General features: G+C 41.1%; 15 protein-coding genes and 1 other annotated feature (1 of these 16 only partly in view). Of the genes, 7 read left to right on the top strand and 8 right to left on the bottom strand.

The genetic code is table 11. The features are described from left to right. The first annotated feature begins 141 nt into the window (after positions 1–141). Positions 142–975, top strand: a complete 834-nt coding sequence (locus BOD01S_RS19000) for a MurR/RpiR family transcriptional regulator (protein WP_036156664.1) — start codon at positions 142–144, stop codon at positions 973–975. A gap of 397 nt (positions 976–1,372) precedes the next feature. Here the strand turns inward: BOD01S_RS19000 and BOD01S_RS18995 are convergent, their stop codons facing one another. The 7 genes from BOD01S_RS18995 to BOD01S_RS18965 form a co-directional block, all read right to left on the bottom strand. Then, positions 1,373–2,302: an alpha/beta hydrolase gene (locus BOD01S_RS18995; RefSeq protein ID WP_036156666.1), complete on the bottom strand. Its 930-nt coding sequence runs from the start codon at positions 2,300–2,302 to the stop codon at positions 1,373–1,375. 346 nt (positions 2,303–2,648) lie between these two features. Further along, positions 2,649–3,527, bottom strand: coding sequence for a glycine betaine ABC transporter substrate-binding protein (locus BOD01S_RS18990; protein ID WP_036156668.1), 879 nt, complete (start codon positions 3,525–3,527; stop codon positions 2,649–2,651). A gap of 11 nt (positions 3,528–3,538) precedes the next feature. Next, positions 3,539–4,390 (bottom strand): ABC transporter permease, encoded by an 852-nt coding sequence (locus BOD01S_RS18985; RefSeq protein ID WP_036156670.1) that lies wholly within the window; start codon positions 4,388–4,390, stop codon positions 3,539–3,541. Continuing rightward, positions 4,383–5,588 carry a quaternary amine ABC transporter ATP-binding protein gene (locus BOD01S_RS18980; RefSeq protein ID WP_036156673.1) on the bottom strand — a complete coding sequence of 402 codons (1,206 nt, stop codon included), beginning with the start codon at positions 5,586–5,588 and terminating at the stop codon, positions 4,383–4,385. Before BOD01S_RS18980 ends, BOD01S_RS18985 begins: the two co-directional genes overlap by 8 nt. Positions 5,589–5,766: 178 nt before the next feature. After that, on the bottom strand, positions 5,767–6,381 hold the full coding sequence (locus BOD01S_RS18975) for a TrkA C-terminal domain-containing protein (RefSeq protein ID WP_036156675.1): 615 nt from the start codon (positions 6,379–6,381) through the stop codon (positions 5,767–5,769). A 361-nt stretch (positions 6,382–6,742) separates the two neighbouring features. Further along, positions 6,743–7,993 (bottom strand): C4-dicarboxylate transporter DctA, encoded by a 1,251-nt coding sequence (dctA, locus tag BOD01S_RS18970; protein WP_036156678.1) that lies wholly within the window; start codon positions 7,991–7,993, stop codon positions 6,743–6,745. 281 nt (positions 7,994–8,274) lie between these two features. Continuing rightward, on the bottom strand, positions 8,275–9,327 hold the full coding sequence (locus BOD01S_RS18965) for a DctP family TRAP transporter solute-binding subunit (RefSeq protein WP_036156679.1): 1,053 nt from the start codon (positions 9,325–9,327) through the stop codon (positions 8,275–8,277). 74 nt (positions 9,328–9,401) lie between these two features. Here BOD01S_RS18965 and BOD01S_RS18960 point away from each other — a divergent pair, with 74 nt between their 5' ends. Both BOD01S_RS18960 and BOD01S_RS18955 read left to right on the top strand, forming a co-directional pair. Then, complete coding sequence (locus tag BOD01S_RS18960; protein ID WP_036156681.1) at positions 9,402–11,018, top strand: ATP-binding protein; 1,617 nt, start codon at positions 9,402–9,404, stop codon at positions 11,016–11,018. Further along, positions 11,005–11,706: a response regulator gene (locus BOD01S_RS18955; RefSeq protein WP_036156683.1), complete on the top strand. Its 702-nt coding sequence runs from the start codon at positions 11,005–11,007 to the stop codon at positions 11,704–11,706. The genes BOD01S_RS18960 and BOD01S_RS18955 overlap by 14 nt, the downstream gene beginning before the upstream one ends. Before the next feature lie 98 nt (positions 11,707–11,804). Here BOD01S_RS18955 and hisA read toward each other — a convergent pair whose 3' ends face one another. Further along, positions 11,805–12,560 (bottom strand): phosphoribosylformimino-5-aminoimidazole carboxamide ribotide isomerase, encoded by a 756-nt coding sequence (hisA, locus tag BOD01S_RS18950; RefSeq protein WP_036156685.1) that lies wholly within the window; start codon positions 12,558–12,560, stop codon positions 11,805–11,807. Positions 12,561–12,726: 166 nt separating this feature from the next. Here hisA and recD2 point away from each other — a divergent pair, with 166 nt between their 5' ends. The 4 genes from recD2 (at position 12,727) to BOD01S_RS18930 (ending at position 23,360) form a co-directional block, all read left to right on the top strand. After that, positions 12,727–15,177, top strand: coding sequence for an SF1B family DNA helicase RecD2 (recD2, locus tag BOD01S_RS18945; protein ID WP_036156687.1), 2,451 nt, complete (start codon positions 12,727–12,729; stop codon positions 15,175–15,177). Between the two features lie 429 nt (positions 15,178–15,606). Then, positions 15,607–16,818 (top strand): NupC/NupG family nucleoside CNT transporter, encoded by a 1,212-nt coding sequence (locus BOD01S_RS18940; protein ID WP_036156689.1) that lies wholly within the window; start codon positions 15,607–15,609, stop codon positions 16,816–16,818. A gap of 197 nt (positions 16,819–17,015) precedes the next feature. Then, the gene (locus BOD01S_RS18935) at positions 17,016–21,965 is read left to right on the top strand and encodes a 5'-nucleotidase C-terminal domain-containing protein (RefSeq protein ID WP_052124927.1); all 4,950 of its coding nucleotides are present in this window, start codon (positions 17,016–17,018) and stop codon (positions 21,963–21,965) included. A gap of 201 nt (positions 21,966–22,166) precedes the next feature. Further along, positions 22,167–23,360, top strand: coding sequence for a TerD family protein (locus BOD01S_RS18930; protein WP_036156691.1), 1,194 nt, complete (start codon positions 22,167–22,169; stop codon positions 23,358–23,360). Between the two features lie 73 nt (positions 23,361–23,433). Beyond that, positions 23,434–23,644: a binding site (T-box leader), on the top strand; it runs 22 nt beyond the window's last position.

The following is a 23,644-nucleotide window of genomic DNA, read 5'->3' as shown; positions in this document are numbered from 1 at the left end:
CAGTATAGGCATATATTGTAAATGCTGTATGAATAAGTTGAAAAGAGAATGTAAATAATTTTTCTCTACATTCTATAATGAAAAATATTTTTCAAAAAAGGGGAAACGTGTTATAAATAAAATACAGATAGGAGGCGTAAAATGAATCCAAAACTTTTTAGTGATTACAACTTAACCCCGAATGAAAAGTCAATTGCGGATTATATTTCTAAAATAGGGGGAAGGGTATTAACCTATACGGAAGATGAAATTGCAAAAGCGCTAAAAATAAGCAATGCCACAGTTTCTAGATTTTGGCGGAAAATTGGCTTTAAAAACTTTAAAGATTATAAAAATACATATAAGAAGAATATGAATTTCACACCAGCAGATAAGCTGGAAAATATTATGGAACAAATCGATTCTTCAACAGTTTGGGCTCAGATGATGTCAACAAGTCTGAAGCACCTGGAAATAACGTCAGCTCATTTTAATGAAGATGTTTTTCTATCAGTCATCCAGTCTATGAGTAAGGCAAAAACCGTTTATATTTACAGTCCGGGCCCAGCGGAAGGGTTAGGAAATTTATTGAACTACCGTTTGTCGCGATTTGGACTGAATATAAAAATTCTGCCTAAAAGCGGACATGAGATTTATGAATCGTTAGTGCATTTTTCAAGTGAGGATGTATTATTCATGTTTGGATTTGTGAAGCTGCATCCAGAATCACGGGTGCTGCTGAATTATGCAAAAAAGCTGGAAATGACATCTATTGTATTGACTGATTGCCTAGTATCAGATTTTAATACGCAATGTGATTACTTATTGTTTGCAAGCCGAGGGGAGCTTTGGGAATTTCATTCCATGGTTGCCCCAACCTTTATCATAGAAAATATAATTATTGCTGTTGGAAAAGAGACTGCCGAACAATCGATGGAAAAGCTTGAAAGGCTGGATGCTATACGAAAAGAATACAAAGATCTGTTGCCAAGGTGACGTTTAAAAGGTTTTAGAGGGTAAATAGAATAGAAAAGCTGATGTAGCATTCTAATAGGAACATTTTATTGATAAACATTATGAGAAGACAGGCTAGGAGGATCAAGACTACTCAAAGTATTAAAGGTATTATTTTTTCTCATTGTTGGGAGCATAGAGTGGCTTAACTGGTAACTTAATATAGGATAAGATTTATGATGAAGTAGTTCCTGTTAAATGAACATTGAAGGGTATTTTGAATAAAAACCTTATCAAAAAGGCTTATTAAAGGTCCAGCTATTAAAAATGTAACATAAATATTTTGATAACCGTCTATCTAGAAGGAAAGTGTATATACATCCGCACATCTACCTGAAACAAAGAAAAAGGAGCCCGAACATTCAGGCTCCTTTTTCCCTTACCGAAGGATATATCTAAATGCTTCGGATAAAAGCTCTGGAAAATTCTGAGGGAAAAAGTGTCCCAGTCCTTCATTAACTATCAATTTACAGTCTATATGATTTGCCTGTAAGAGCTGAACGAGTTCAATACTATTCTTATAAAATGGATCTTGGTCACCAATAATAATAATTCCCTTTAGGCTAGAATGCTCATTCTCTTTTAGAAGAGCTTCTATCGCCGCTACATCTTTAATAGCTGGCATAACAGCTATAAATCCTGTGATCTCTTGTGATCTTTTGCGAAGGCAGAATTCAATTGATAATTTGCCGCCTTGAGAAGCACCTCCCATAATAACTGATTTGGTATGGAAAGTTTCTTTCAATTCTTTATATGCTTCTTCAATTTCTTTAATGGCGGTCTCTTGGTCATCCCAACAATACGTATTGTAACCAAAGATCTGAGAGGACTGAGGAAGTCCAAGTAAATAGGGATCTTCTCCTTTGTCATTCAGCCAATAAGGTGCAAAATCTTTTACGTTCGTTCCTCTTGCATGCAACGCCAAGAGGATAATGTCTGATTGGGAGTCACCATAAACGAATAATTCAGGTGTAGCGTTCTTTTTCTGACTGCTAAAAATTTTCCCACAAGTTTCCACAATTTTCTTGAATTCTTTATCTGTCTGTACATTCTGTAAATCCGGGTCTGTAGTTAGAATAGCCGGGTTCCACCATATTCCCTTTTTTAGCCCTTCCTCTAGAATAGCAACCGCTTCCTCGTTTTTTCTCTGGTTAGAATAAACACAAGCCTCCCAGAATAGGATTTTATCCAATCTCTCAGGAAACTCTATTTTTATATTATGGATGAAAGAGAGGGCATCATTCATATTGCCCTTTGCAAACAACGAAAATAGCTCCCCTTGTAGTTCTACAAACCTCGACTCTGACATACGTCCCCTCCTTTTTTTTCTAAATTGTACCATTTAATCTTTCCTTAAAATAGGGGAGATAACAAATCATCAGGCTTCAGCAGCTTTCAGAAATCCGAAAACGGGTACTACTTCAATTATACGTTAATGGTAGATAGTTTCTGTTGCTTCTTTTTGTATTTTAATAAAGAATACTCTTTTTGTTTTTCGTAGTAGAAGCCGTGCCCGAAAAAAACGCCGGTCGGAATGGAGAACAACACTTCATAAAAAACAAAAGGCAACCATGATGTAAAAAATCATGATTGCCCTTTATTATTCAGCAGGGGTTTAGCTCCAGTTTCTTTAGCGGTTGTAGAAACCTATGTTATTATTTAATATCCTTCGTCCACTCTTTTACTTTATCCTGGTTATCCTCTACCCATTTTTCAGCAGCCTCGTCAGGGGAAGCTCCTTCGTTGATATCAAGCATCACTTGCTCCATATCCTCTGTCGTCCAGTAGAAAGCATCTAGTACTTTATGAGCTTCTGGTTTCTCCTCTTTTAAGTCTTTCCGGGCAAATGTATTAATGGATTCTTCGCCACCAAACACACCTTCTGGATCATCCAAATATTTCAAGTCGTAAGTAGCGAATTTCCAGTGTGGAGACCAGCCGGTAACAACGATTTCTTCCTCATTCGCAATAGCCTGGCTTAAAGCGACCGTCATTGCACCAGAAGAAGAGGGAAGGAGTTCCCATTTTGCAAGGTTCGGGTACGTTTTCAGCGCTGTTTCCGTTGCACTCATAATGCCTGCGCCCGGCTCAATTCCTGTAATTGTGGAGGATGCTTCATCGCTCAAGTCGGCAATTGAAGAGACATCCATATATGCTGGTACGACAAGGCCGATTTTCGCACCATTCAAGTTTTCCCCTAAATGTTCCATTGCCGCTCCGTATTCATCAAATTGGGCACCATGCGTACGAGGCAGCCAGCCAGATACCATCGCATCTGCTTCTCCCTTTGCAACAGCTTCCCACATAATGGCATTATCCAGAGGAGTTAAAGTGACATCATATCCAATATCCTCTAACACTTTCCCGATTACATGAGTAGAGGCTACTTCTGAATCCCATTCAACGTAGGCAAGATTGATATCTCCTAAGTCTTTTTTACCGGATGACTCTTTATTATCATCTCCGCATGCACTTAATAAAAGGGCAGCACCTAATGCAGCTGTACCCAGTATATACTTTGATTTTTTAAACATAACTCCCACTCCTACCTATTTTGTTTATTAAAGCTTTGTGTTAAGCGATCGACGATGATCGCAAAAATAACTAAACTTAGGCCCGCAACAAAACCGTTACCGACCTGTGCCCGTTGCAGCGCAGAAAGTACTTCTCGGCCAAGGCCCGGCGCACCGATCATAGAGGCTATAACGACCATTGATAATGATAGTAATACCGTTTGATTGATCCCTGCCATAATAGTAGATTTAGCGATTGGCAATTCTACTTTGACTAGCTTTTGGGCTCCTGTGCTACCGTAAGAATCTGCTGCCTCGATTAAATCTTTTGGCACCTGACGAATGCCGAGGTTCGTAAAACGTACAGTAGGGGGCAGGGCGAAGATAACAGAGGCGAAAACCCCTGGTACAACTCCTATTCCGAAGAAGGCAACAGCCGGGATTAAATAGACAAATCCGGGCATCGTCTGCATGAAATCGAGAATAGGCTTGACGATATTTTCAACGGCTGTACTTTTGGACATTAGGATACCTATTGGAATGCCGAGGATGATGGCAATAATACTAGAGAATAGAACGAGGGTGAAAGTATTCATTAATTCGTCCCATAAGCCTTGATTGTAGATAAATAGTAATCCAATTAGAGAAAAAAGAGCTAATCCAAATTTTCTCCCAGTAACGAAGAATGCCAAAACAGCAATAATCAAAATAAAAAGGATTGGTGGAATAAATAATAAACCATCTGTAATGCCATCCATCATGTTTTTTCCACCGGACTGTATCAGTTTAAAGAGTCCTGAGAATGTATCTGTCAACCAGTCCATCCCATCTTCTACCCAGGATGAGACCCGCAGTTTCGGTATATTATCTAAAAAATTATTCATTTGTGTTTACCTCCTCTTGTGTTGAAGAGGAAAGCGCTTCAAGCACGACTCCACGTATTAAAATTCCTCGTAATCGATGGTCTTCCACTACGGCAATCGGTGTTGGACTGTCCGAAATGGTAGACAATAAATCTTGCAGTAAAGTAGCAGGTTCTACTGTCGGCATATCCGTACGAATATAAGAAGTAACAGAGGAAACTCCATCTTTTGCTGCCTTTAATGCATCATCTGCAGTAATATAGCCGAGGAATTGTTTTTGACGGTTTGTTGCCAATAGTACACTTACTTCCTCTTCACGCATCCGCTGAAGGGCTACTTTCGGTCCATCATGCTCTGTGTTGATCGTAATAGGACGCACCATGGCACTTTCAGCGGTTAATACTTTGGAACGATCCACATCTTCAAGGAACGTTTGGATATAATGATTGGCAGGGTTCGTGAGGATTTCTTCACCTGTCCCGATTTGCATAATTTGTCCGTCTTTCATAATGGCGATCCGATCACCAATACGCAGTGCTTCATTTAAATCGTGGGTAATGAAAACAATCGTCTTCTTGACGTTAGCCTGAAGCTCCAATAATTCATCTTGCATATCTTTACGAATAAGTGGATCAAGAGCGGAAAAAGCTTCATCCATTAGGAGAATTTCGGGGTCATTGGCCAGTGCTCGTGCTAATCCAACCCGTTGCTGCATACCTCCGGATAATTGGTGGGGGTATTGATCTTTATATACAAGGAGACCTGCGTTTTGCAAAGCCTGTTCTGCTTTTTCGATTCGCTGTTCCTTGGACATACCGCGGATTTCTAGTCCATACTCAGTATTCTCCAGAATCGTACGATGGGGAAATAGAGCGAAGTTTTGAAAAACCATACTCATTTTTTGCCGCCGAATCAGCTGTAATTCCTGTTTTTTTGCTTTAGTAATATCGATATTGTCAATATAGATATTCCCGCTTGTCGGTGTAATCAAACGGTTTAATAAACGAATCAGTGTGGATTTCCCACTTCCCGACAGCCCCATAATGACAAAAATTTCACCTTCATTCACTGTGAAATTAGCATCATATACACCAACCGTTGCGCCGGTTTCCTGTAAAATATCTGTTTTACTTTTTTGCTGTTCCACTAGTTTCAGCGCTTTTTGCTGATTGCGCCCGAAAATTTTAGTGACGTGCTCTACACGTATTTTTTCCTTCATTTTCTCACTTCCTCATTTAAATCAATTCATCTCTCTTTTGTTATATAGAAAAAGTAACAACTTAATGTTATCAAAGAGTTGTTACTTATGTCAAATGAAGCAGGCAGTTTTTCATGGGTAAAAATAGAAAAAAGCCTAAACAAAGCAGAAGAATCTGCTGTTTAGGCTTTAATTATGTTTAAAGTTTTAAAAATTGCCCGGCTTTAATAAGACAATCATCATCCCCGATAAAGTAGATAACATTGCCTGGATGCAAAGCAGCATAAGGGCCGGGTGACAAAAGGAGGTCACTGCCTTTACGAATGGCTATAATAGTCGCTCCTGTATGCTGCCAGAAGTTGATTTCACTAATCGTTTTATCAAGATAAGGACATGCTTCCGTAATTTCTAGCTGATAAGGGATAAAAGGGTTGATTGCCTTGAATCGGCTTGTTCTATTCACCAATTCGCTTACCAAGTCATGCAAGTTTGCAAGCTCTGCCTCCTGATGCTCCAGTATATCCTGGATATTAAGCTGAAGATCTCGTATCGACTGAACTCCTTCATTTTGATGAACAAATTTCACCGCATTTTCGTAGGAGGTGATGACAACTCCGCTTCCTTTCGTTGCTTCCACAATTTCCAGGTCTTGCAACATCGCAATCGCCCGTCTCGCCGTTTCTGCAGAAACACCATATTGAGAAGCGATGATTGAGCGAGCATATATTTTTTCGCCGATAACATATTTCTTTTCAACAATTTTAGCTGCGATATCCTCAGCGATAATTTGGTACTTTGGTTTCTTGATTTGCATAAAATCTCTCCGTTAATAAGTAGTAAAAGGTCGTTGGTTTTGCATCGGAACAAATAAGTACAGTAAGAATCGACACTTTCACCATACTTCTAGAAGCGGAACATTTCAAGTATTGCCTACGTAAAAAGTGATGGAGAAGGAGAAAAGGGACAAAAAAGGAGGGAATAAGGAAGCAAATTTCTTTAATAAACTGCGCTGTTTATCCATTTTGCGTGTGTCAATTTACATGTTATTTACCGCATAGCAGACAAGCTTTATAGAGGGTTGTAGTGAACAGTCTGCGCCATTAAATCGGGTTTGAGCTGATTTGTTATAGAAAAATAAAAAACCAGCGGAATGGTTTGATTCCACTGGTTTCATATCATTTTACCGCAATTGCATCCGCTGCCTCTGTACTTTCGAATTCTTTCTCCGATTTTGAGACGATGACACATGCAACGCCGTTTCCGATTAAGTTTGTTACGGCACGTGCTTCAGACATGAAGCGGTCTACACCAATTAATAGGGCAATCCCTTCGACCGGCACCATCGGGAATGCTGCGAGCGTTGCAGCCAAGGTGATAAAACCGGACCCTGTTACACCGGCAGCTCCTTTTGATGTAATCATTAGTACGCCGAGAAGAGTGATGATTTCAATCCAAGTTAAATCAACCCCATATGCCTGGGCGATAAATAATGCGGCCATAGACAAGTAGATGGAAGTGCCATCAAGGTTAAAGGAGTATCCTGTCGGTACAACAAGTCCCACAACTTGTTTTGAACAGCCTAAGCTTTCTAATTTGCGCATCATAGATGGTAATGCTGATTCTGATGAGGATGTACCGATTACAAGGAAAATTTCATCTTTAATGTAACCGATAAACTTTAGAATATTAAAGCCGAAGTAACGGGCAATTAACCCTAATACAATGACAATGAATAAGAACATTGTTAAATACACAGCAAACATTAGTAAACCTAATGACTTTAAAGAACCTAAGCCGAAGTTACCGATTGTGTAAGCCATCGCACCGAACGCTCCAATCGGGGAGACCTTCATAACGATTCCTACGATTTTAAAGAATATCTCGGAGACTTGTTCAAAGAATGTGATGACAGGCTTGGACTTATCACCTAGCATTGCTGCTGCTACCCCAAATAGAATAGCTGAGAATAAAATTGGCAGTAAGTCACCGTTCGCTAAAGAGCCGACAAAGTTTTCTGGGATAATATTATAAAGGAAGCCCATCAGACCCGCTTCAGAGTTTTCTTCAGCAGCTTGTGTATATTTGGAGATGTCTGCATCAGCAGCCGACGATGTGTCGATCCCGGAACCTGCATTTACTAATACTGCAACACCTATCCCGATTGCAAGGGCAATTGTCGAAACGATTTCAAAGTAAAGAAGTGCCTTGCCTCCGATTTTCCCAAGCTTTTTCATATCACCCATGCCGCCGATTCCAATGACAACAGTCAGGAAGATAATTGGACCGATCAGCATTTTGATTAATTTAATGAACATGTCGGCCAAGATTTTTAAGCTTGCTCCGAACTCCGGCCACACTGCCCCGACAATAATACCGAGAATAATAGCAAGTACTACTTGGACCGTTAAATTTTTAAGCCATTTCATATGCCTATACTCCTTTTCTGAATTTGTTTTGAATTTTCTATTTTGTTATCGCTTTCATGAAACTATCATAGCGTAAAGTTATCTGAATAAAAGATTTAGTTTTTAAAAATCATAACGTTTATTTTGTTCACTCATGTATAAATATCATAGAAAAGCAGATATATCAGCGTTTATTCTGTTATGTAACGCGTTTTGTCATTGGTGTTTTGTTATAATACACTTGTTTCTCTGTATAAAAAAACTACACTTTCCGACAAAAAGTGTAGTTTTGTTCATTTTGTTTAATTGCTTCTGTTCACTTCTTCTATTAATAATTTATAATATGAATCATTGATTTCCTTTTGGTATGTTTCATAAATCGGAGCAACCTTCTCTTTCCATGCCTTTTTTTGGACAGGTGAAAGAGGATAAAGCGAGACATCCGGCAAAGAGGAAAGCTCCTGCTGTCCAATTTGGTTCATCTCAATGCTCGTTTCAAACTGCCAATCGCTCATTTCCTGCAGAGCCTCTAGGATAGGCTGCTGGAGCTCGGCATCCAGACTGTCCCAGAAAGGTTTGTTTATCATAACGGCATACCCCATAATGCCATGATTGGAAAGGGTAATATGCTTTTCGTACTTATGGAAGCCTTTAGAATATAGATTGGAAATGGTATTTTCCTGGGCTTGTATATTTCTCTTTTCGATTTCGTAATACACATCATCAAATGTTGTCGTAATGGGTGTAGAGCCTAATAGTGAAAATTGCTTGCTGATCAGTTCGCTTGCCATGACACGGACACGGAGCAATTGGAAATCCTGTACATTTTGTACCGGATAATCATTTGAAGCAATTTGCTTGAAGCCGTTGCTCCAGAAATCCAGCCCTTTTATGTTCAGCCCGTCCAATTCAGCCAGCAGCTGCTCTTTTAAAGGTCCTGTTAATACTTCCTTTAGCTGCTCATCCGTTTCAATGATAAAAGGCAGATCAAGTACCTGCCAGGAAGGCAGATAGGATGTCACCTTAGAAAAGGTAGGGGCAATCATCTGAATTTCATTTTGCTGTAATGCCTCGAATTCGTTATCATCGCTGTATAAAATGCCGTTCGGATATACTTGGACAATAACGCGCCCATTCGTTTTTTCCTTGACTAATTCGGCGAATTTGATAGCAGCGAGCCCCTTTGGAGTATTTTCTGCTACTACATGGCTGAAGTGAATAATGATTTGATCTCCGAGTCCATGTTGTTCATCATCATACGGCAGGGATGCTATATCGCCAATATTTTGCTTATAGACGAAAAAGGATATGAGCAGAGCAAGGGTTAGAAAGGTACCAGTAAAAAAATATTTCATTGTATACCACCATATTTTCGATTTATTTATTAGAGTATAACGTGCATCGAGGTAGAAAAAAAGGAGAGAGACTGATGCGAAGATTAAAAATGAATACAAAAATACTTCTTATGACCTTCTTCATCATCGCTTTTTCTTTTTTCATCGGTGGCGTTTTTGTGATCGGCAATTTGCTGAGCGAACAGGAAGAGGATTTCGGACAGCGGGCGATGCTCGTTGCAAGAACTGTTTCCAATATGCCGGAACTGGAAAATCAGCTGATGAACGATGATCAACAGGAGGCAATTCAGACGATCAATCAGACTGTGGAGGAAATACGAATCATAAATAAAGCGGAATATATCGTTGTTCTTAATATGGATCGGGTTAAATATTCCCATCCATCACCTGCTGAATTAGGAAAAAGAAGTAATTCTGAAGATGTGAATGCAGCTTTTAGCGAACATTATTATATTTCAAAGGCACAAGGAGAGCTTGGCAGGATGATCCGGGCATTTGTCCCCGTTTTAAATAAAGACAAGAGGCAGATCGGTGTGGTAGTTGTCGGCTATCCTATGCCTACACTAGCTACTATCTTTCATGATTATGCTACGGAAATCATAGTTACGATTTTCTTTTCTATCTTATTTAGTATGTGGGGGGCTCTCATGTTAGGGCACCATATAAAAAAGCAGATGTTTGGGCTGGAACCAGAGGAAATTTCGCAAATGTACGTAGAAAGACAAGAGACGTTCAATGCGATGCATGAAGGAATTATCGCTGTTGATAATGAAATGAACATCACAATTTTTAATCAAAAGGCAGGCTTCATCCTAGGTGTAGAGGGGGATAATGCCCGATATATAGGAAAGAAAATCTATGAGGTACTCCCTGATACAAGGCTGCCTGAAATAGTAGAAAGCGGTAAACCAATCTATAATCAGGAGATTTATATTAATCGGCGCAGTATTATGAGTACACGGATTCCTATTCAAGTGAAGGGGAGAAATGTAGGAGCTGTTGCTATTTTTAAAGATCTAACAGAGGTCAAGCAGTTGGCAGAGGAATTAACAGGTGTACGGGCTTTTGTACAGGCGCTTCGTGTACAGACACACGAGCATAAAAATAAGCTTCATACAATTACTGGTCTCCTGCAGCTTGGGCATACAAGGCAGGCTCTAGAATATTTAAAAGAAGTGCAGGCGGATGAAGCATCGCTCATTCGGTTTTTAAATGAACGTTTTAAAAACGAGAATTTATCAGGGCTGCTGCTTAGTAAGGTAGGACGCGGCAAGGAACTCGGTATTATAATTGAAATAGACCAAGAAAGCCGTTTTACTCGTTTTCCGCCATTTTTAGATCAGCATGATTTTGTTATATTGTTCGGTAATTTAATTGAAAATGCCTTTGAAGCATTGCAAGGGGTTGCAAGAACTGAAAAAGTCATTACGATTTCAGTGGATGAGCACGATGGGGTGCTCGCTATTTTAGTAACAGACAACGGGTGCGGAATGAGCGAGGAAGTGAAGAAGCATATGTTTGAAAACGGCTTTTCCACAAAAGCGAAGGATAACAGGGGCATCGGACTGTATTTAATAGAGGAAATTGTGAAAAAGGGACACGGGACAATCGAAGTAACAAGTGAAGAAGGAAAAGGAACGAGTTTTTTAGTATTATTCGAAGTAGGAGATGAGCAAAATGGGAGTTATTAAAATACTGCTGATAGAAGATGATCCTATGGTCAGGGAGGTCAATCGGCAATTTATAGAGCGAATTGAAGGCTACCAGATTGTAGGAACAGCGGCAAACGGGGTAATTGGGTTTCAAAAAATTAAGGAGCTAAAGCCTGATGTTATCTTAATGGATATTTTTATGCCGGAGCAGGATGGGCTGGAGACATTACGCCAAATACGCGGGGAAATGGTAAATGTCGATGTTATCTCTGTTACAGCAGCGAATGACATGCCGACCATTCAAAATATCCTTCATTTAGGTGTCTATGATTATATTATGAAGCCATTTACGTTTGAGCGAATGCAGCAAACGCTGGAAAATTACCGCCAATATAAAAAGAAAACACAAAGTGTGGAAGATATAACCCAGCAGGAACTCGATGCTCTTATCCGGAAAGGGCTGGTAGAAGAGAAGGTCGAGGCAATGCCTGATCTGGAGCTGGAATTACCAAAGGGATTTAATCGTTCTACGCTCGATAAAGTGTTAGCTTATCTGAAAAAATCCCAAAACGGTGCATCGGCTGATGAAGTAGCGGCCTCTATCGGGGTGGCACGTGTTACCGCAAGACGCTATTTGGATTTCATGGAAAAGCGGCAGCTTATCAAAGTGGATGTGCAGTATGGCGGTGTAGGGCGTCCGGTAAATCAGTATTTTATCCCGCATTAATCCCTTTAGATAAGAAGCGAATGTTCAAGATAGAAATCATATGTAAATAAAATGAAGGATTGCCGGAGCATATAGCTCCAGCAATCCTTTTTTACTAATCATTTTTTGCAATAGGAAACGACATCACGATAGCATAGGTCGCCGCCAAAAATATCTAGTGCACTCCCGATCGTTACATGCAGCTTACCGTGCCCAAGCTGCTCGAATCTTTTTAAATCCTCAAGAGAACGGACGCCACCCGCATACGTGGTAGGAATAGTTGTCCAATTCGCCAAATCAGTGACCAGCGCTTCCTGCATTCCACTTCGCTTTCCTTCTACATCGACTGCATGGATCAGCAGCTCGTCGCAGTACTGCTCAATCATGCGGATAGAATCAGCATTTACTTCAAAATCACTGAATTTAGTCCATTTATCCGTTACTACAAACCATTTACCATTTCGTTTCCGGCAGCTTAAGTCAATGACAAGCTTCTTTTTCCCGACTGTCTGAACAAGCTTTTTAAGGCGTTCCATATCAAGTATCCCATCGTGGAAAATATAGGATGTTACAATTACATGGGATGCCCCCGCGTCTAGATAGCGACTGGCATTTTGAGCGGTAATGCCCCCGCCGATTTGTAAGCCTCCGGGGTATGTATGCAGGGCGGAGAGGGCAGCTTGCTCATTGCCGGGGCCAAGCATAATGACATGACCGCCCGTGAGTCCATCTTTTGAAAACATGGAGGCATAATAGGAGGCATCATGTACAGATGTAAAGTTTTCAACAACGGCTACATTTTCGTGCCCGAGTGTACTGCCGACGATTTGCTTGACCTTTCCTTCATGCAGGTCAATGCAAGGACGAAATTGCATGCTTTTCCACCTCTTTTGTCATATTATTCTGTTTCCATCATAGCACTCTTTAAATATAAGCAGTGAACAATTATCCGAAACGGCAAGAAACCTTCAAATTTCAAGGACACTATGCATGTCCTATGATAAAATAATTGTACGAATTGATGTAAAGGGGTGAAGTCGGGTGGCTGAAAACCTCGATTTATTTGAAGTGAATAAACTATTTATTCTGGGCCGGCCTATCGTGTCCATTTTCCATAATCCATCCAATATGTACTCGATTGTCCGGGTTCAAATCCAGGAAACAAATATTGAATATAAAGAAAAGGAAATCATTGTTGTCGGGTATTTGCCTCCATTAACGGAAGATGAAATATACCGTTTTACCGGATTATTGAAATCCCATCCAAAGTACGGCCTGCAGTTCCAAGTGGAAACTTTTCAAAAGGAGGTACCAGCTACTGAGACAGGTATCGTCCATTATTTATCAAGTGATCTGTTTCCGGGAATAGGACGTAAAACGGCAGAAGCAATTGTAGAAAAGCTGGGTATTCATGCTCTACAAAAGATTTTGGAAGATCCGGATGCACTGGATGCAGTCCCACGGCTTACGGCTGAGAAAAGAACACAAATCCGTGCAGCAGTAGAACAAAATCTTGGCTTGCAGCGTGTGATGATTCAACTGAATGAGTGGGGATTCGGACCTCAGCTCGGTATGAAAATCTACCAGGTTTACCGTGAGGAAACAATTCCGCTGCTGACGGAAAATCCATACCGCCTCATTGAAGATGTAGAAGGGGTTGGCTTTGCACGAGCGGATGAACTCGGCTCAAAGCTCGGCATTACCGGTAATCATCCAGACCGCATTAAGGCGGCGGTTCTTCATGTATTAACACATGCTGCCTTGTCTGACGGGCATGTTTATTTGGATGCAGAGCAAGTATTGCCGCATGTAAAGGATATGCTGGAGCAAAGTCAGCGAGTGGAAATTCCATATGAGGCTATCTCCGGCGCATGCATTGAAATGAGGGAAGAGAGTAAAATCTGCGGGGAGGAAACAAGGCTCTATCTACCGTCCCTTTATTTCAGTGAAGTAGGCATTGCTTCCAAAATCCTCGATTTAATAAAGGAAAACGATAAACGCGCCCATTTTTCAAAGGATGAAATCAGAAAAGCAATTGGTGAGGTGGAAGAGCGCTATGATGTTACATACGCCCCGACACAGGCACAAGCAATTGAAACTGCATTAAACTCCGCTGTGATGATTTTGACGGGCGGCCCCGGTACAGGGAAGACAACGGTTATTAAGGGGTTAGTAGAAGTATATGCAGAGCTGCATGGCCTTTCTTTAGATCCGAAGTATTATGCCCAAAAAGAGGAGCCGTTTCCTATTGTTCTTGCGGCTCCGACCGGCAGAGCAGCAAAGCGACTTGCAGAATCCACAGAGCTGCCAGCTATGACGATTCACCGCTTACTTGGTTTTACCGGCCAGGAGGATAAGGATGAGGAGACAGGACGCGAAATTACAGGAAAGCTCGTTATAATTGATGAAATGTCTATGGTTGATACGTGGCTTGCCCATCAATTGATGAAAAGCCTTCCGGAAGACGTCCAAATTGTCTTTGTAGGGGATCAGGATCAGCTGCCCCCAGTAGGACCTGGACAGGTTTTGAAGGATCTGCTTGCCTCTAAGCAGCTGCCGACCGTTGAGCTGACGGATGTATATAGACAGGCAGAGGGATCTACGATTATTGAGATTGCCCACCAAATTAAAAAAGGCATTGTTCCTGATACATTGACAGTAAAAACAAATGACCGCTCCTTTATTAAAGCAGGCGCCGATCAAGTGTCCAGCGTCGTAACCCAGATTGTCAAAAGCGCCGTAAGTAAAGGCCAGACAATTCGGGATGTTCAGGTGCTGGCGCCGATGTATAAAGGCCCCGCTGGAATAGATGCATTGAATAAGCAAATACAGGAGCTTGTAAATCCAAATGATGGAACAAGGAAAGAGCTAGTATTTGGGGATACCATTTTCCGTATTGGAGATAAGGTGCTCCAGCTTGTTAACCAGCCTGAAAGCAATGTGTTTAACGGCGATATGGGTGAGGTTATTTCTATTATTAAAGCAAAGGAAACAATTGAAAAGCAGGATTTGCTTATTGTCAACTTTGACGGCATTGAGGTTACGTATCAGCGGGCAGATCTTAATCAAATAACATTGGCGTATTGCTGTTCTATCCATAAATCTCAGGGATCAGAGTTTCAAACGGTAATCATGCCCGTGGTAAGAGGTTATACAAAAATGCTGCGACGCAACCTGCTTTATACGGGAATTACACGTGCAAAAAACTTTCTTATTTTATGCGGGGAGCCGGATGTTTTGGCGCAGGGGCTTTCAAAAACAGATGATTTAGCCCGCCTTACGAGCTTAAGAGCCCGGCTTAACCCATTGGAAATAGAAGAGAGTGAAATTTCTTCAGAAAAAAACGAAATAGAAAAAGACCTCCAATTGGAAAAAGCAAAACCGGAGCCAAATCTCCCTCAAGTTTTAAATAAGGAGACAGCCCCACATGTTCATCCGTTAATTGGTATGAAGGGGATTACACCTTATGATTTTATGGAAGAACAAGGATAGAAAAGTGGGACAATATACGATAACCCGGGACGTTTTATGTCCATGATAAAAGTTCACAAGTTGGACAAAAAATGTCCAATTTAAAGGAAAGTAAAAATTATTTTTAGACTTCTATTAATTCTATTTCTTCAATTTTATAGAAAAACTCCTTCAAGCGGCGGTGCCATTAGGCAGTGCCGTTTTCTCTTTTATACGAATAATTTATGACTACTGCAAAATATTTCTGAAATACAGGAGGAGAGACAAAAAAACTACGGTTAATAGAAGAAATCTAGAATATTCTATAATGATAAAAATTTTAGAATTCACTTTCAATTTACATGAAATTTATGATTTGTTAACATACGTTGTAAGTCGTCTGTTGTCCGTTGTCGTATGTCAATAGATGGAAATGAAAAGGTTTTCAAATATATAAGAGTAGGTGTAAATATGAATTTCATTTGGGGGATCATAGGTATTTTAGTCGTACTTGCTATCGGTGTTGCCTTTTCGGCAAACCGGAAAGCCATCCAGTGGCGTATCGTATTATCCGGATTAGCCGTTCAGCTTTTATTTGCATTTATTGTCCTGAAATGGGAATATGGGCGTGAAAAGCTCATGCAGCTGTCAGATGCAGTGCAAAATTTAGTTAACTATGCATTTGAAGGTGTCAACTTCGTATTTGGTGGATTAGCAAATGCTGATTCAGTTGGCTTTGTATTTGCGATAAGTGTATTGACAATCATTATTTTCTTCTCATCATTAATTTCTGTTCTTTATTATTTAGGTATTATGCAGATTATCATCAAAATCATCGGGGGCTTCTTATCGAAAGTGCTCGGAACAACACAAGCTGAATCTGTTAACGCTGCAGCGAACATCTTCGTAGGTCAGACAGAGGCGCCGCTTGTTATTCGTCCATTTTTGAATACGATGACAAGATCACAGCTGTTTGCTGTTATGACGGGTGGTCTGGCATCTGTTTCAGGCTCAGTTTTAGTAGGATATTCACTGCTTGGTGTACCGCTTGAGTATTTACTGGCAGCAAGCTTCATGGCTGCACCAGCTGGTTTGGTATTAGCGAAATTAATTATCCCGGAAACAGAAGAAGTGGACGAATCAAACTTTAAATTAGAAAAAGACCGTTCATCAGCAAACGTGATCGATGCTGCTGCAAACGGTGCAGCAGATGGTCTGAAACTTGCTGCAAATGTAGGTGCAATGCTAATTGCGTTTATTGCACTTATCGCCTTGCTCAATGGGATTCTGGGCGGAATCGGTGGCTGGTTTGGTCATGGTGGCATTACATTAGAAGGCATACTTGGCTATGTATTTGCACCGCTTGCCTTTGCGATTGGGGTGCCATGGGAAGAAGCTGTCCGAGCTGGCTCATTCATCGGGCAAAAATTAATTCTAAATGAATTCGTTGCCTTTTCGAACTTCGGTCCAAAAATTGGTGATTTCTCAGAAAAGACGGCAATCATCATTTCATTTGCACTTTGTGGCTTTGCGAACTTAAGCTCGATGGGTATTTTAATCGGCGGTTTAGGAAGCATGGCACCGGACAAGCGCTCTGTCATCGCTAAACTAGCATTCAAATCGGTTCTTGCAGGTACGCTTGCTTCATTATTATCTGCTGCCATTGCCGGAATGTTTTTATAATCAAAATTAAAAAGAGGTCATTCATGAAAAAATCATGAATGATCTTTTTTGTATAAATAAGGGTTTTTTCAGAGTAGTATTATCCATTTTACTGCCAGCCATTTTAAGAATATTTCGCTATAGTATGAGGTCGCTAGAAATGATAATTTTATGACTAAGGGTATATTTGAGAAAATGATAGCGAAAAGGAGAATTATATGAACTATTTCGAGAAATCACTAGCGTTTAAGGCTTTGACAGTTGGAGTGGCAGTAATGGTAGCACCGCTGGCAGGGCCCGCCTATGCAGAAGTGCCAAAAGAAGATAAAGTCCCTATTTATAAAGCGAATGAAGCAAAGTCACTTATTAGTCGTAAAATTGAAGTATCTGATTATAATCAGTATAAAATTGCTCTGAATCATTCTATGAGTTACCAAGCTCATAAACCAAATACGCTTAATGAGAGGCCGGCAACTAATCCAGGGAAAGGAAATAAAGGTGAGCACCCTGGCAAAGGTCCGAAGCCTGGCAAAGGGCAGGGCAAAGCGGTGGATGTATCGTTTCTTCATTTAAATGACACTCATGCCAATCTTGATCGGGTTGCAAAACGAGTTTCTGTTGTAAAAGAAAAGCGTGAGGAAAAACCTGACACAATTGTAGTAGATGCAGGAGATGTTTTTTCAGGTACACTTTATTTCAATGAATTTAAAGGACAAGCTGATGTGAAATTCATGAATTTGATGCAGGTAGATGTCATGACATTCGGCAACCATGAATTCGATTTGGGTTCTTCACAAGAGGGGCATCGGGCATTGGTAGACTTTATTAAAGCGGCCCATTTCCCCTTCGTTTCTTCAAATGTAGATTTTTCGAAGGATTCAGCTTTTAGAGGCTTATTTAATACAAAAATAAAAACAAATGCAAAAGACGGCCAAATATACACTGGTATCGTCAAAGAAGTAGATGGGCAGAAAATTGGGTTCTTCGGTTTGACGACGGAAGAAACTTCAATGATTTCTAATCCAGGTAGTATCGCCTTCCAAAATTATGTTGAGCAGGCCCGGAAAATGGTAGATGAATTTGAAAAGATGGGTATCAATAAAGTCGTAGCGCTAACTCATCTCGGTTTTGATGATAATGCCGCAATTGATAATGATCAGCAGCTGGCAAAATATGTAGATGGAATTGACGTCATCATTGGCGGTCACTCTCATACGAAGCTAGAAGAACCAGTGAAAATCGAAGAAGGGAAAGAGCCGACAGTTATTGTACAAGCATACCAATATGGAGAATATGTTGGGGCGCTTGATGTATCTTTCGATAAGAAAGGGGTTGTTACAAAATACAACGGAGAATTGATTGCTACAGCAGATTATAAGGATGATCCGGAGGCAGCTGCCCTGCTGAAACCTTATCAACAGAAAATAGCGGAACTTCAGCAGACTGAAATTGGTGTAATGTTAGATGAACCCCTTGAAAACCCGCGTACAGACGGTGATTTGACAAAGCCTAGTGTGCGTAAAAATGAAACCGTATTAGGAAATCTTATTACCGATGGAATGCTGGCAAAAGCACGGCAATATGATGAGGAAGTCGTCATGGCCTTCCAAAATGGCGGCGGCATCCGCAGTGGTATTAATGCAGGTCCTATTACGGTAGGAGAAATCATCAATGTGCTTCCGTTCGGTAATACGCTCTCCACAATTCGCCTGACAGGTGTGGAAATTAAAGAGGCATTTGAGCATAGCGTATCTGCATATCCAAATGAAAATGGTGGTTTTCTTCATGTAGCAGGCGCTAAAGTAGTATTTGACAGTACAAAGCCGGCTGGGGAGCGTATCGTTTCCATACAAGTACAGCAGCAAGGCAATTTTACAGAGATTGTCGATGACAAGACATATGCAGTTGCTACAAATGCATTTACCGCAAAAGGCGGGGATGGCTATGATATGTTTGCCAAAGCGTACCAGGAAGGTCGCGTGACAGATTTAGGATTATCTGACTGGGAGAATTTCCGTGATCATCTAGTTGGTCTGAATTCGATTCCTACAAAGATAGAAGGCAGGATCACGGATATGGCAGATATGCCGGAAAGCTCCAGTGATATTCTCATTTCAGAATATATTGAAGGAAGCAGCAATAATAAAGCAATCGAGCTTTATAATGGAACAGGTAAGGATGTTGATTTATCCGATTACCGATTAGAGCTATATACAAACGGCAAAACAACGGTACAAAATACACAGACATTTGAAGGCATGGTGCTTAAAGATGAAGAGACACTTATCCTTGTACATGCGCAGGCAAATGAAACATTACGGTCGAAGGGTGACATGACGTCTCCTGTAGTCAATTTTAATGGCGATGATGTTCTTTTACTGAAACGTGGTGAAGAGGTCATCGATTCATTTGGACAGCTGGGATTTGACCCTGGGGAAGCATGGACAGAAGGGGAAGTATCTTCTCAAAATAAAACACTCATACGGCTTTCTACATCTGGTGATAAAAATCCGGAAGACGCATTTGATATTGCTAATCAATGGAAGGCGCTCCCGATTGATACATTCGATTATTTAGGCAGTCATGATCCACTAGAAGAAGAACCGGGCGTTCCTTCAGAACAGTTATCCATTCAAGAGGCACGGAATGCTGGTATCGGCAAAGCAGTAAGCATTAAAGGGACAGTAACGGCGAAATTAAATAACACCTTTACAGTAGAAGATGAGACTGCAGCTATCACCATTTATGGAAAATTAGATGTAGCTGTCGGTGATGTCGTCACATTGACAGGGACGTTAGGAGAATATCGTAATCTTTTACAGATGCAAGATGTAACAGTTAATGGAAAAACACCAGGCACGCCTCTTGCTCCAACCGTTATTACCGGTGAGCAAATGAATGAAACGAATGAATCAAAGCTCGTAAAGTTGGAAAATGTACGAGTCGTAGCTGGCGGCCCGAATAATTTTACGATTGAAGTAGATGGGGTGCAAAAAGTGTTGCGTGATGAGAGCGGCTTATTAGGAATTGAAGCAGGAGCTGCCTATGAATCGATTACAGGAGTCATTCAGCAGTACAATAATGATTATCAACTTCTTCCTCGTTCAGCGGCTGATATCAAGCTTGATTCAAGCGTGCTGCGCCCCGTAACAGCTTCTCATACAGGCGGTGTTATTGTAGGTTCAATAGATGTGGAACTAACAACATCGACAGCCGGCGCAGCGATTTACTATACACTGGATGGCTCAGATCCAAGAGAAGATGGCCTGAAATACACAAAGCCGATTACAATAAACCAGGATACAGTATTAAAAGCCGTTGTTAAGGCAGCTGACGGAGCGTTTAGTGAAGTGAAGACATTTGAATACGAAGTAACGGATAAAATTAGAATCCATGATATACAAGGCGGAAATCATAAGACCTCTTTTGCTAATCAAATGGTTCAGGGCATAGAAGGCATTGTCACGTATATTTTCGAGCTGAAAGGGGCTCAGTACTTTACAATTCAAACACCTGATGAGGAGGTGGATAACAATCCGTTTACTTCAGAAGGTATTCACGTTTATGCAGGCTCTGCCGGCTATGATGTGAAGGTCGGGGATAAAGTAGCCGTAACAGGTACTGTGTCAGAATATGTATATGATGGTTATTCAGGGGATTTAACTACAACCCAAATAAATGCACGTAATGACCTGGGCGGCCAGGTATCCATCCTTTCAAGCGGGAATGAGCTGCCGCAAGCCTTTATCATTGATGAATCATCCTTTAATCCTTCTGTAATTGATAATGACAGCTTCTCAATATTTGATCCACAGGAAGATGCAATTGATTTCTGGGAAAGCAAAGAAGGAATGCGGGTATCTGTAACAGATGTGAAGGCGGTAGCGCCGCAGGAATACGGTGATATCGTGACAGTGCTGCAAACAGCCGCAACAGATACGAAGAATGGCGGAGTTGTCTTCACAGAGCAAGACACCAACCCGGAACGTATTCAATTCCGCCTGGAGCCAAATGCTGCAGGCGCGCGGAGCTTTAATGTCAATACAGGAGACACTTTCAATGGAACAATTACCGGAGTAGTAGGCAACTCGTATACGAATTATAAAATCCATGCTGATTTATCTGATGTCAAGGCCATTCACACGCCAGGCAACAGTCAGCCGGAAACGACTACAATTCAGTTTGCTGAAGATAAACTGACGGTTGCGTCCTATAACTTGGAGAATTTCTCGAATAATCGTTCAGAAACATCAGATGAAAAGGCAGATCGATTAGCAGAAGCAATCGGTAATGGAATGAATACACCGGATATTGTCGGATTAACAGAAGTACAGGACAACAATGGATCGGCGAATGACGGGACAGTGTCAGCCGCAGAAAGCTATCAGCGTTTGATTGATTTAATTAAAGCGAAGACGGGTGTGACGTATGCGTATGCGAATATAGACCCGGAAAATAATCAAGACGGCGGTGCTCCGGGTGCAAACATTCGTGTGGGCTTCCTATACAATCCTGCCCGTGTCGGACTAGAAGGCACACCGGGTAAAGCGAATGAAGCCACTTCCTATGAAAATGGCGTGTTAACCCGGAACCCGGGCCGCATTGACCCTACCAATGACGCATTTGCAAACAGCCGGAAACCGGTTGCTGCCCAGTTCACTTTTAACGGGGAAAGCGTTATCGTCATTGCGAACCACTGGAACTCTAAATCAGGTGACACAGGCTTGTTTGGTGATACACAGCCTGTTGTATTAGGCAGCGAGACGCAACGGAAAAAAATTGCCCGTGTCGTAGCGGATTTCATTACAGAAATTAAATTAAAGAATGAAAATGCCAACATTGTAGCACTTGGTGATTTCAACGATTATCAATTCTCTTCGGCATTGCGTATTTTAGAAACAGCGGGTATGCACAACAAGATCAAGGATTTGCCGCTGGGAGATCAGTATACGTATGTCTATCAAGGGAATTCTCAAGTACTTGATCACATTTTGGTAACTTCTAACTTGGCACGGCAGACGGATATCGATGTCCTGCATGTGAATGCCGATTTTACAGAGGCTTCTGGACGAGCATCCGACCATGACCCGCTTATGATTCAAATTGATTTCTCAGATGATGTATCTGCTGCTTCAATCGTGAACATTCAAGAACACCGCAATGAATAGATAATAGAGAAGGGCGCAGGGAACCGAATAATCGATTCCCTGTGCTTTTTTTATGAAGGAACGAGTCTTTTTGGTATAAAATAGGGGGAAGTGGCCTGTTAAGACAGTCAGATTATAGGGAAATTCCATTTTCCTATAGATTTATAGCTTGTCTATTTACTAAATAGAAATATTTGTAGAAATAATCAAGGGGGTAAAGAAATGCAATTAAAACGGGGACAAAAAGTAGATATAACAAAAAATAAAACTGTTCAGATGTTTAGGTTTCACATAAAATGGCAGTCAAAAAAAGAAATGGAGGTAGACATTTCAGCTTTTCTGCTTGACTCAGGTAATCAGTGTGTAAAGGATGAGCACTTTATTTTTTACGGGCAGCCGCAAGGCGTTGATGGATCAGTAAGTCATCACAGTATTAGCCATCATGAGGAAGCAATTGATATATCGTTCCAGAAAGTTCCGTCCTATATTGAAAAAATCGCCTTGGCTTCAACAATCCATGAAGGGGATGAACAGGATTTGCGTTTACGGGATATGGAAGAAGCAACCCTGTTTATTAAGGATACACAGACAAATGAGGTACTGTATGAATTTCCGTTTAAAGGGCAGCTCGATCAGGAGACAGCAGTCGTGATCGGAGAGCTGTACCGTCATAACGGTGAATGGAAATTCAATGCAGTAGGCAGCGGCTTTTTCGGCGGATTGACGGCGCTTTGTGAAAACTTTGGTATTCAGGTAGATAATGAGGCCACGCAGCAGGAAGTGCCCGTGCCGAATTCTTCTGTGGAAGAACCGCCGGTACCCGTACCGCCTGCCCAATTGCAGCAGACGGATGCTTCTCAGACAGGTTCCTCAAGTGTTTTATTAAAGAAGGGCCAGTCGATCCAAGTACAAAAATCCTCTCTTATGACGGCAACACTTGAATGGATAAATAAAAAGAAGGAGCTGGATTTTTACTGCTTCTATGTTCTGCAGACAGGAGAGGTTGGCAAAGTAAATGCCCGTCATCTAGGGAGCTCCTCCAGCGCTCCTTATATTACGTTGGATATTGATCGAAAGACAGCGGGAGAGAGACAAGTTGTCATCCATCAGCCATCAAAGCTGAAGTATGTTTTGTTTGCTTCCTATAAACCATTATCGAGCGGGGCATACGGCTATAAGAAAATTAAGGCAAAGGTAGTGCTCGATAACCAAATGGGTGAGCAAATCACAGCCTCCCTATATGAGAACAACAGGTATTCTTATTGGGCAGCCATCGCCCATATTGATTTTACAAAAACGAATGGACTGATCATCACTCAAGTAGAGCGATATTCCCGTCCTGGTTCGGAAAAAACTCCTGTGTTATATGAAGACGGATCTTTCCAGATGGATAAAGGTACGATTGAATTTAAGTAAACATCATGAATATTTTACAGTTCTATCATTGACACTAAAAGGCCCTTTTTATATAATCAAAAGCAGAATATGGATCAATACATTGATGGAAAGAGTAAGTTGATGATTTCGTGTGTAGAAAGAGGTTTCTAAAGGCTGAAAAAACCTCCGCGTCCTTCAACTGAAAGCTACTCCTGAGTGCAGCTAATCCCTGCCGTTCACTTACGTTACAAGTGCTAGAGAGGCAAATCGCTGGGTTGAAAGACCTATAAAGACAGATTTGTAAACTAGGGTGGTACCGCGTA

Source organism: Lysinibacillus odysseyi 34hs-1 = NBRC 100172, from assembly GCF_001591965.1.
Lineage (GTDB): Bacteria > Bacillota > Bacilli > Bacillales_A > Planococcaceae > Lysinibacillus_B > Lysinibacillus_B odysseyi.
Note: the sequence above shows the minus strand (reverse complement) of the source record. Positions and strands in the feature narration are given on the sequence as shown.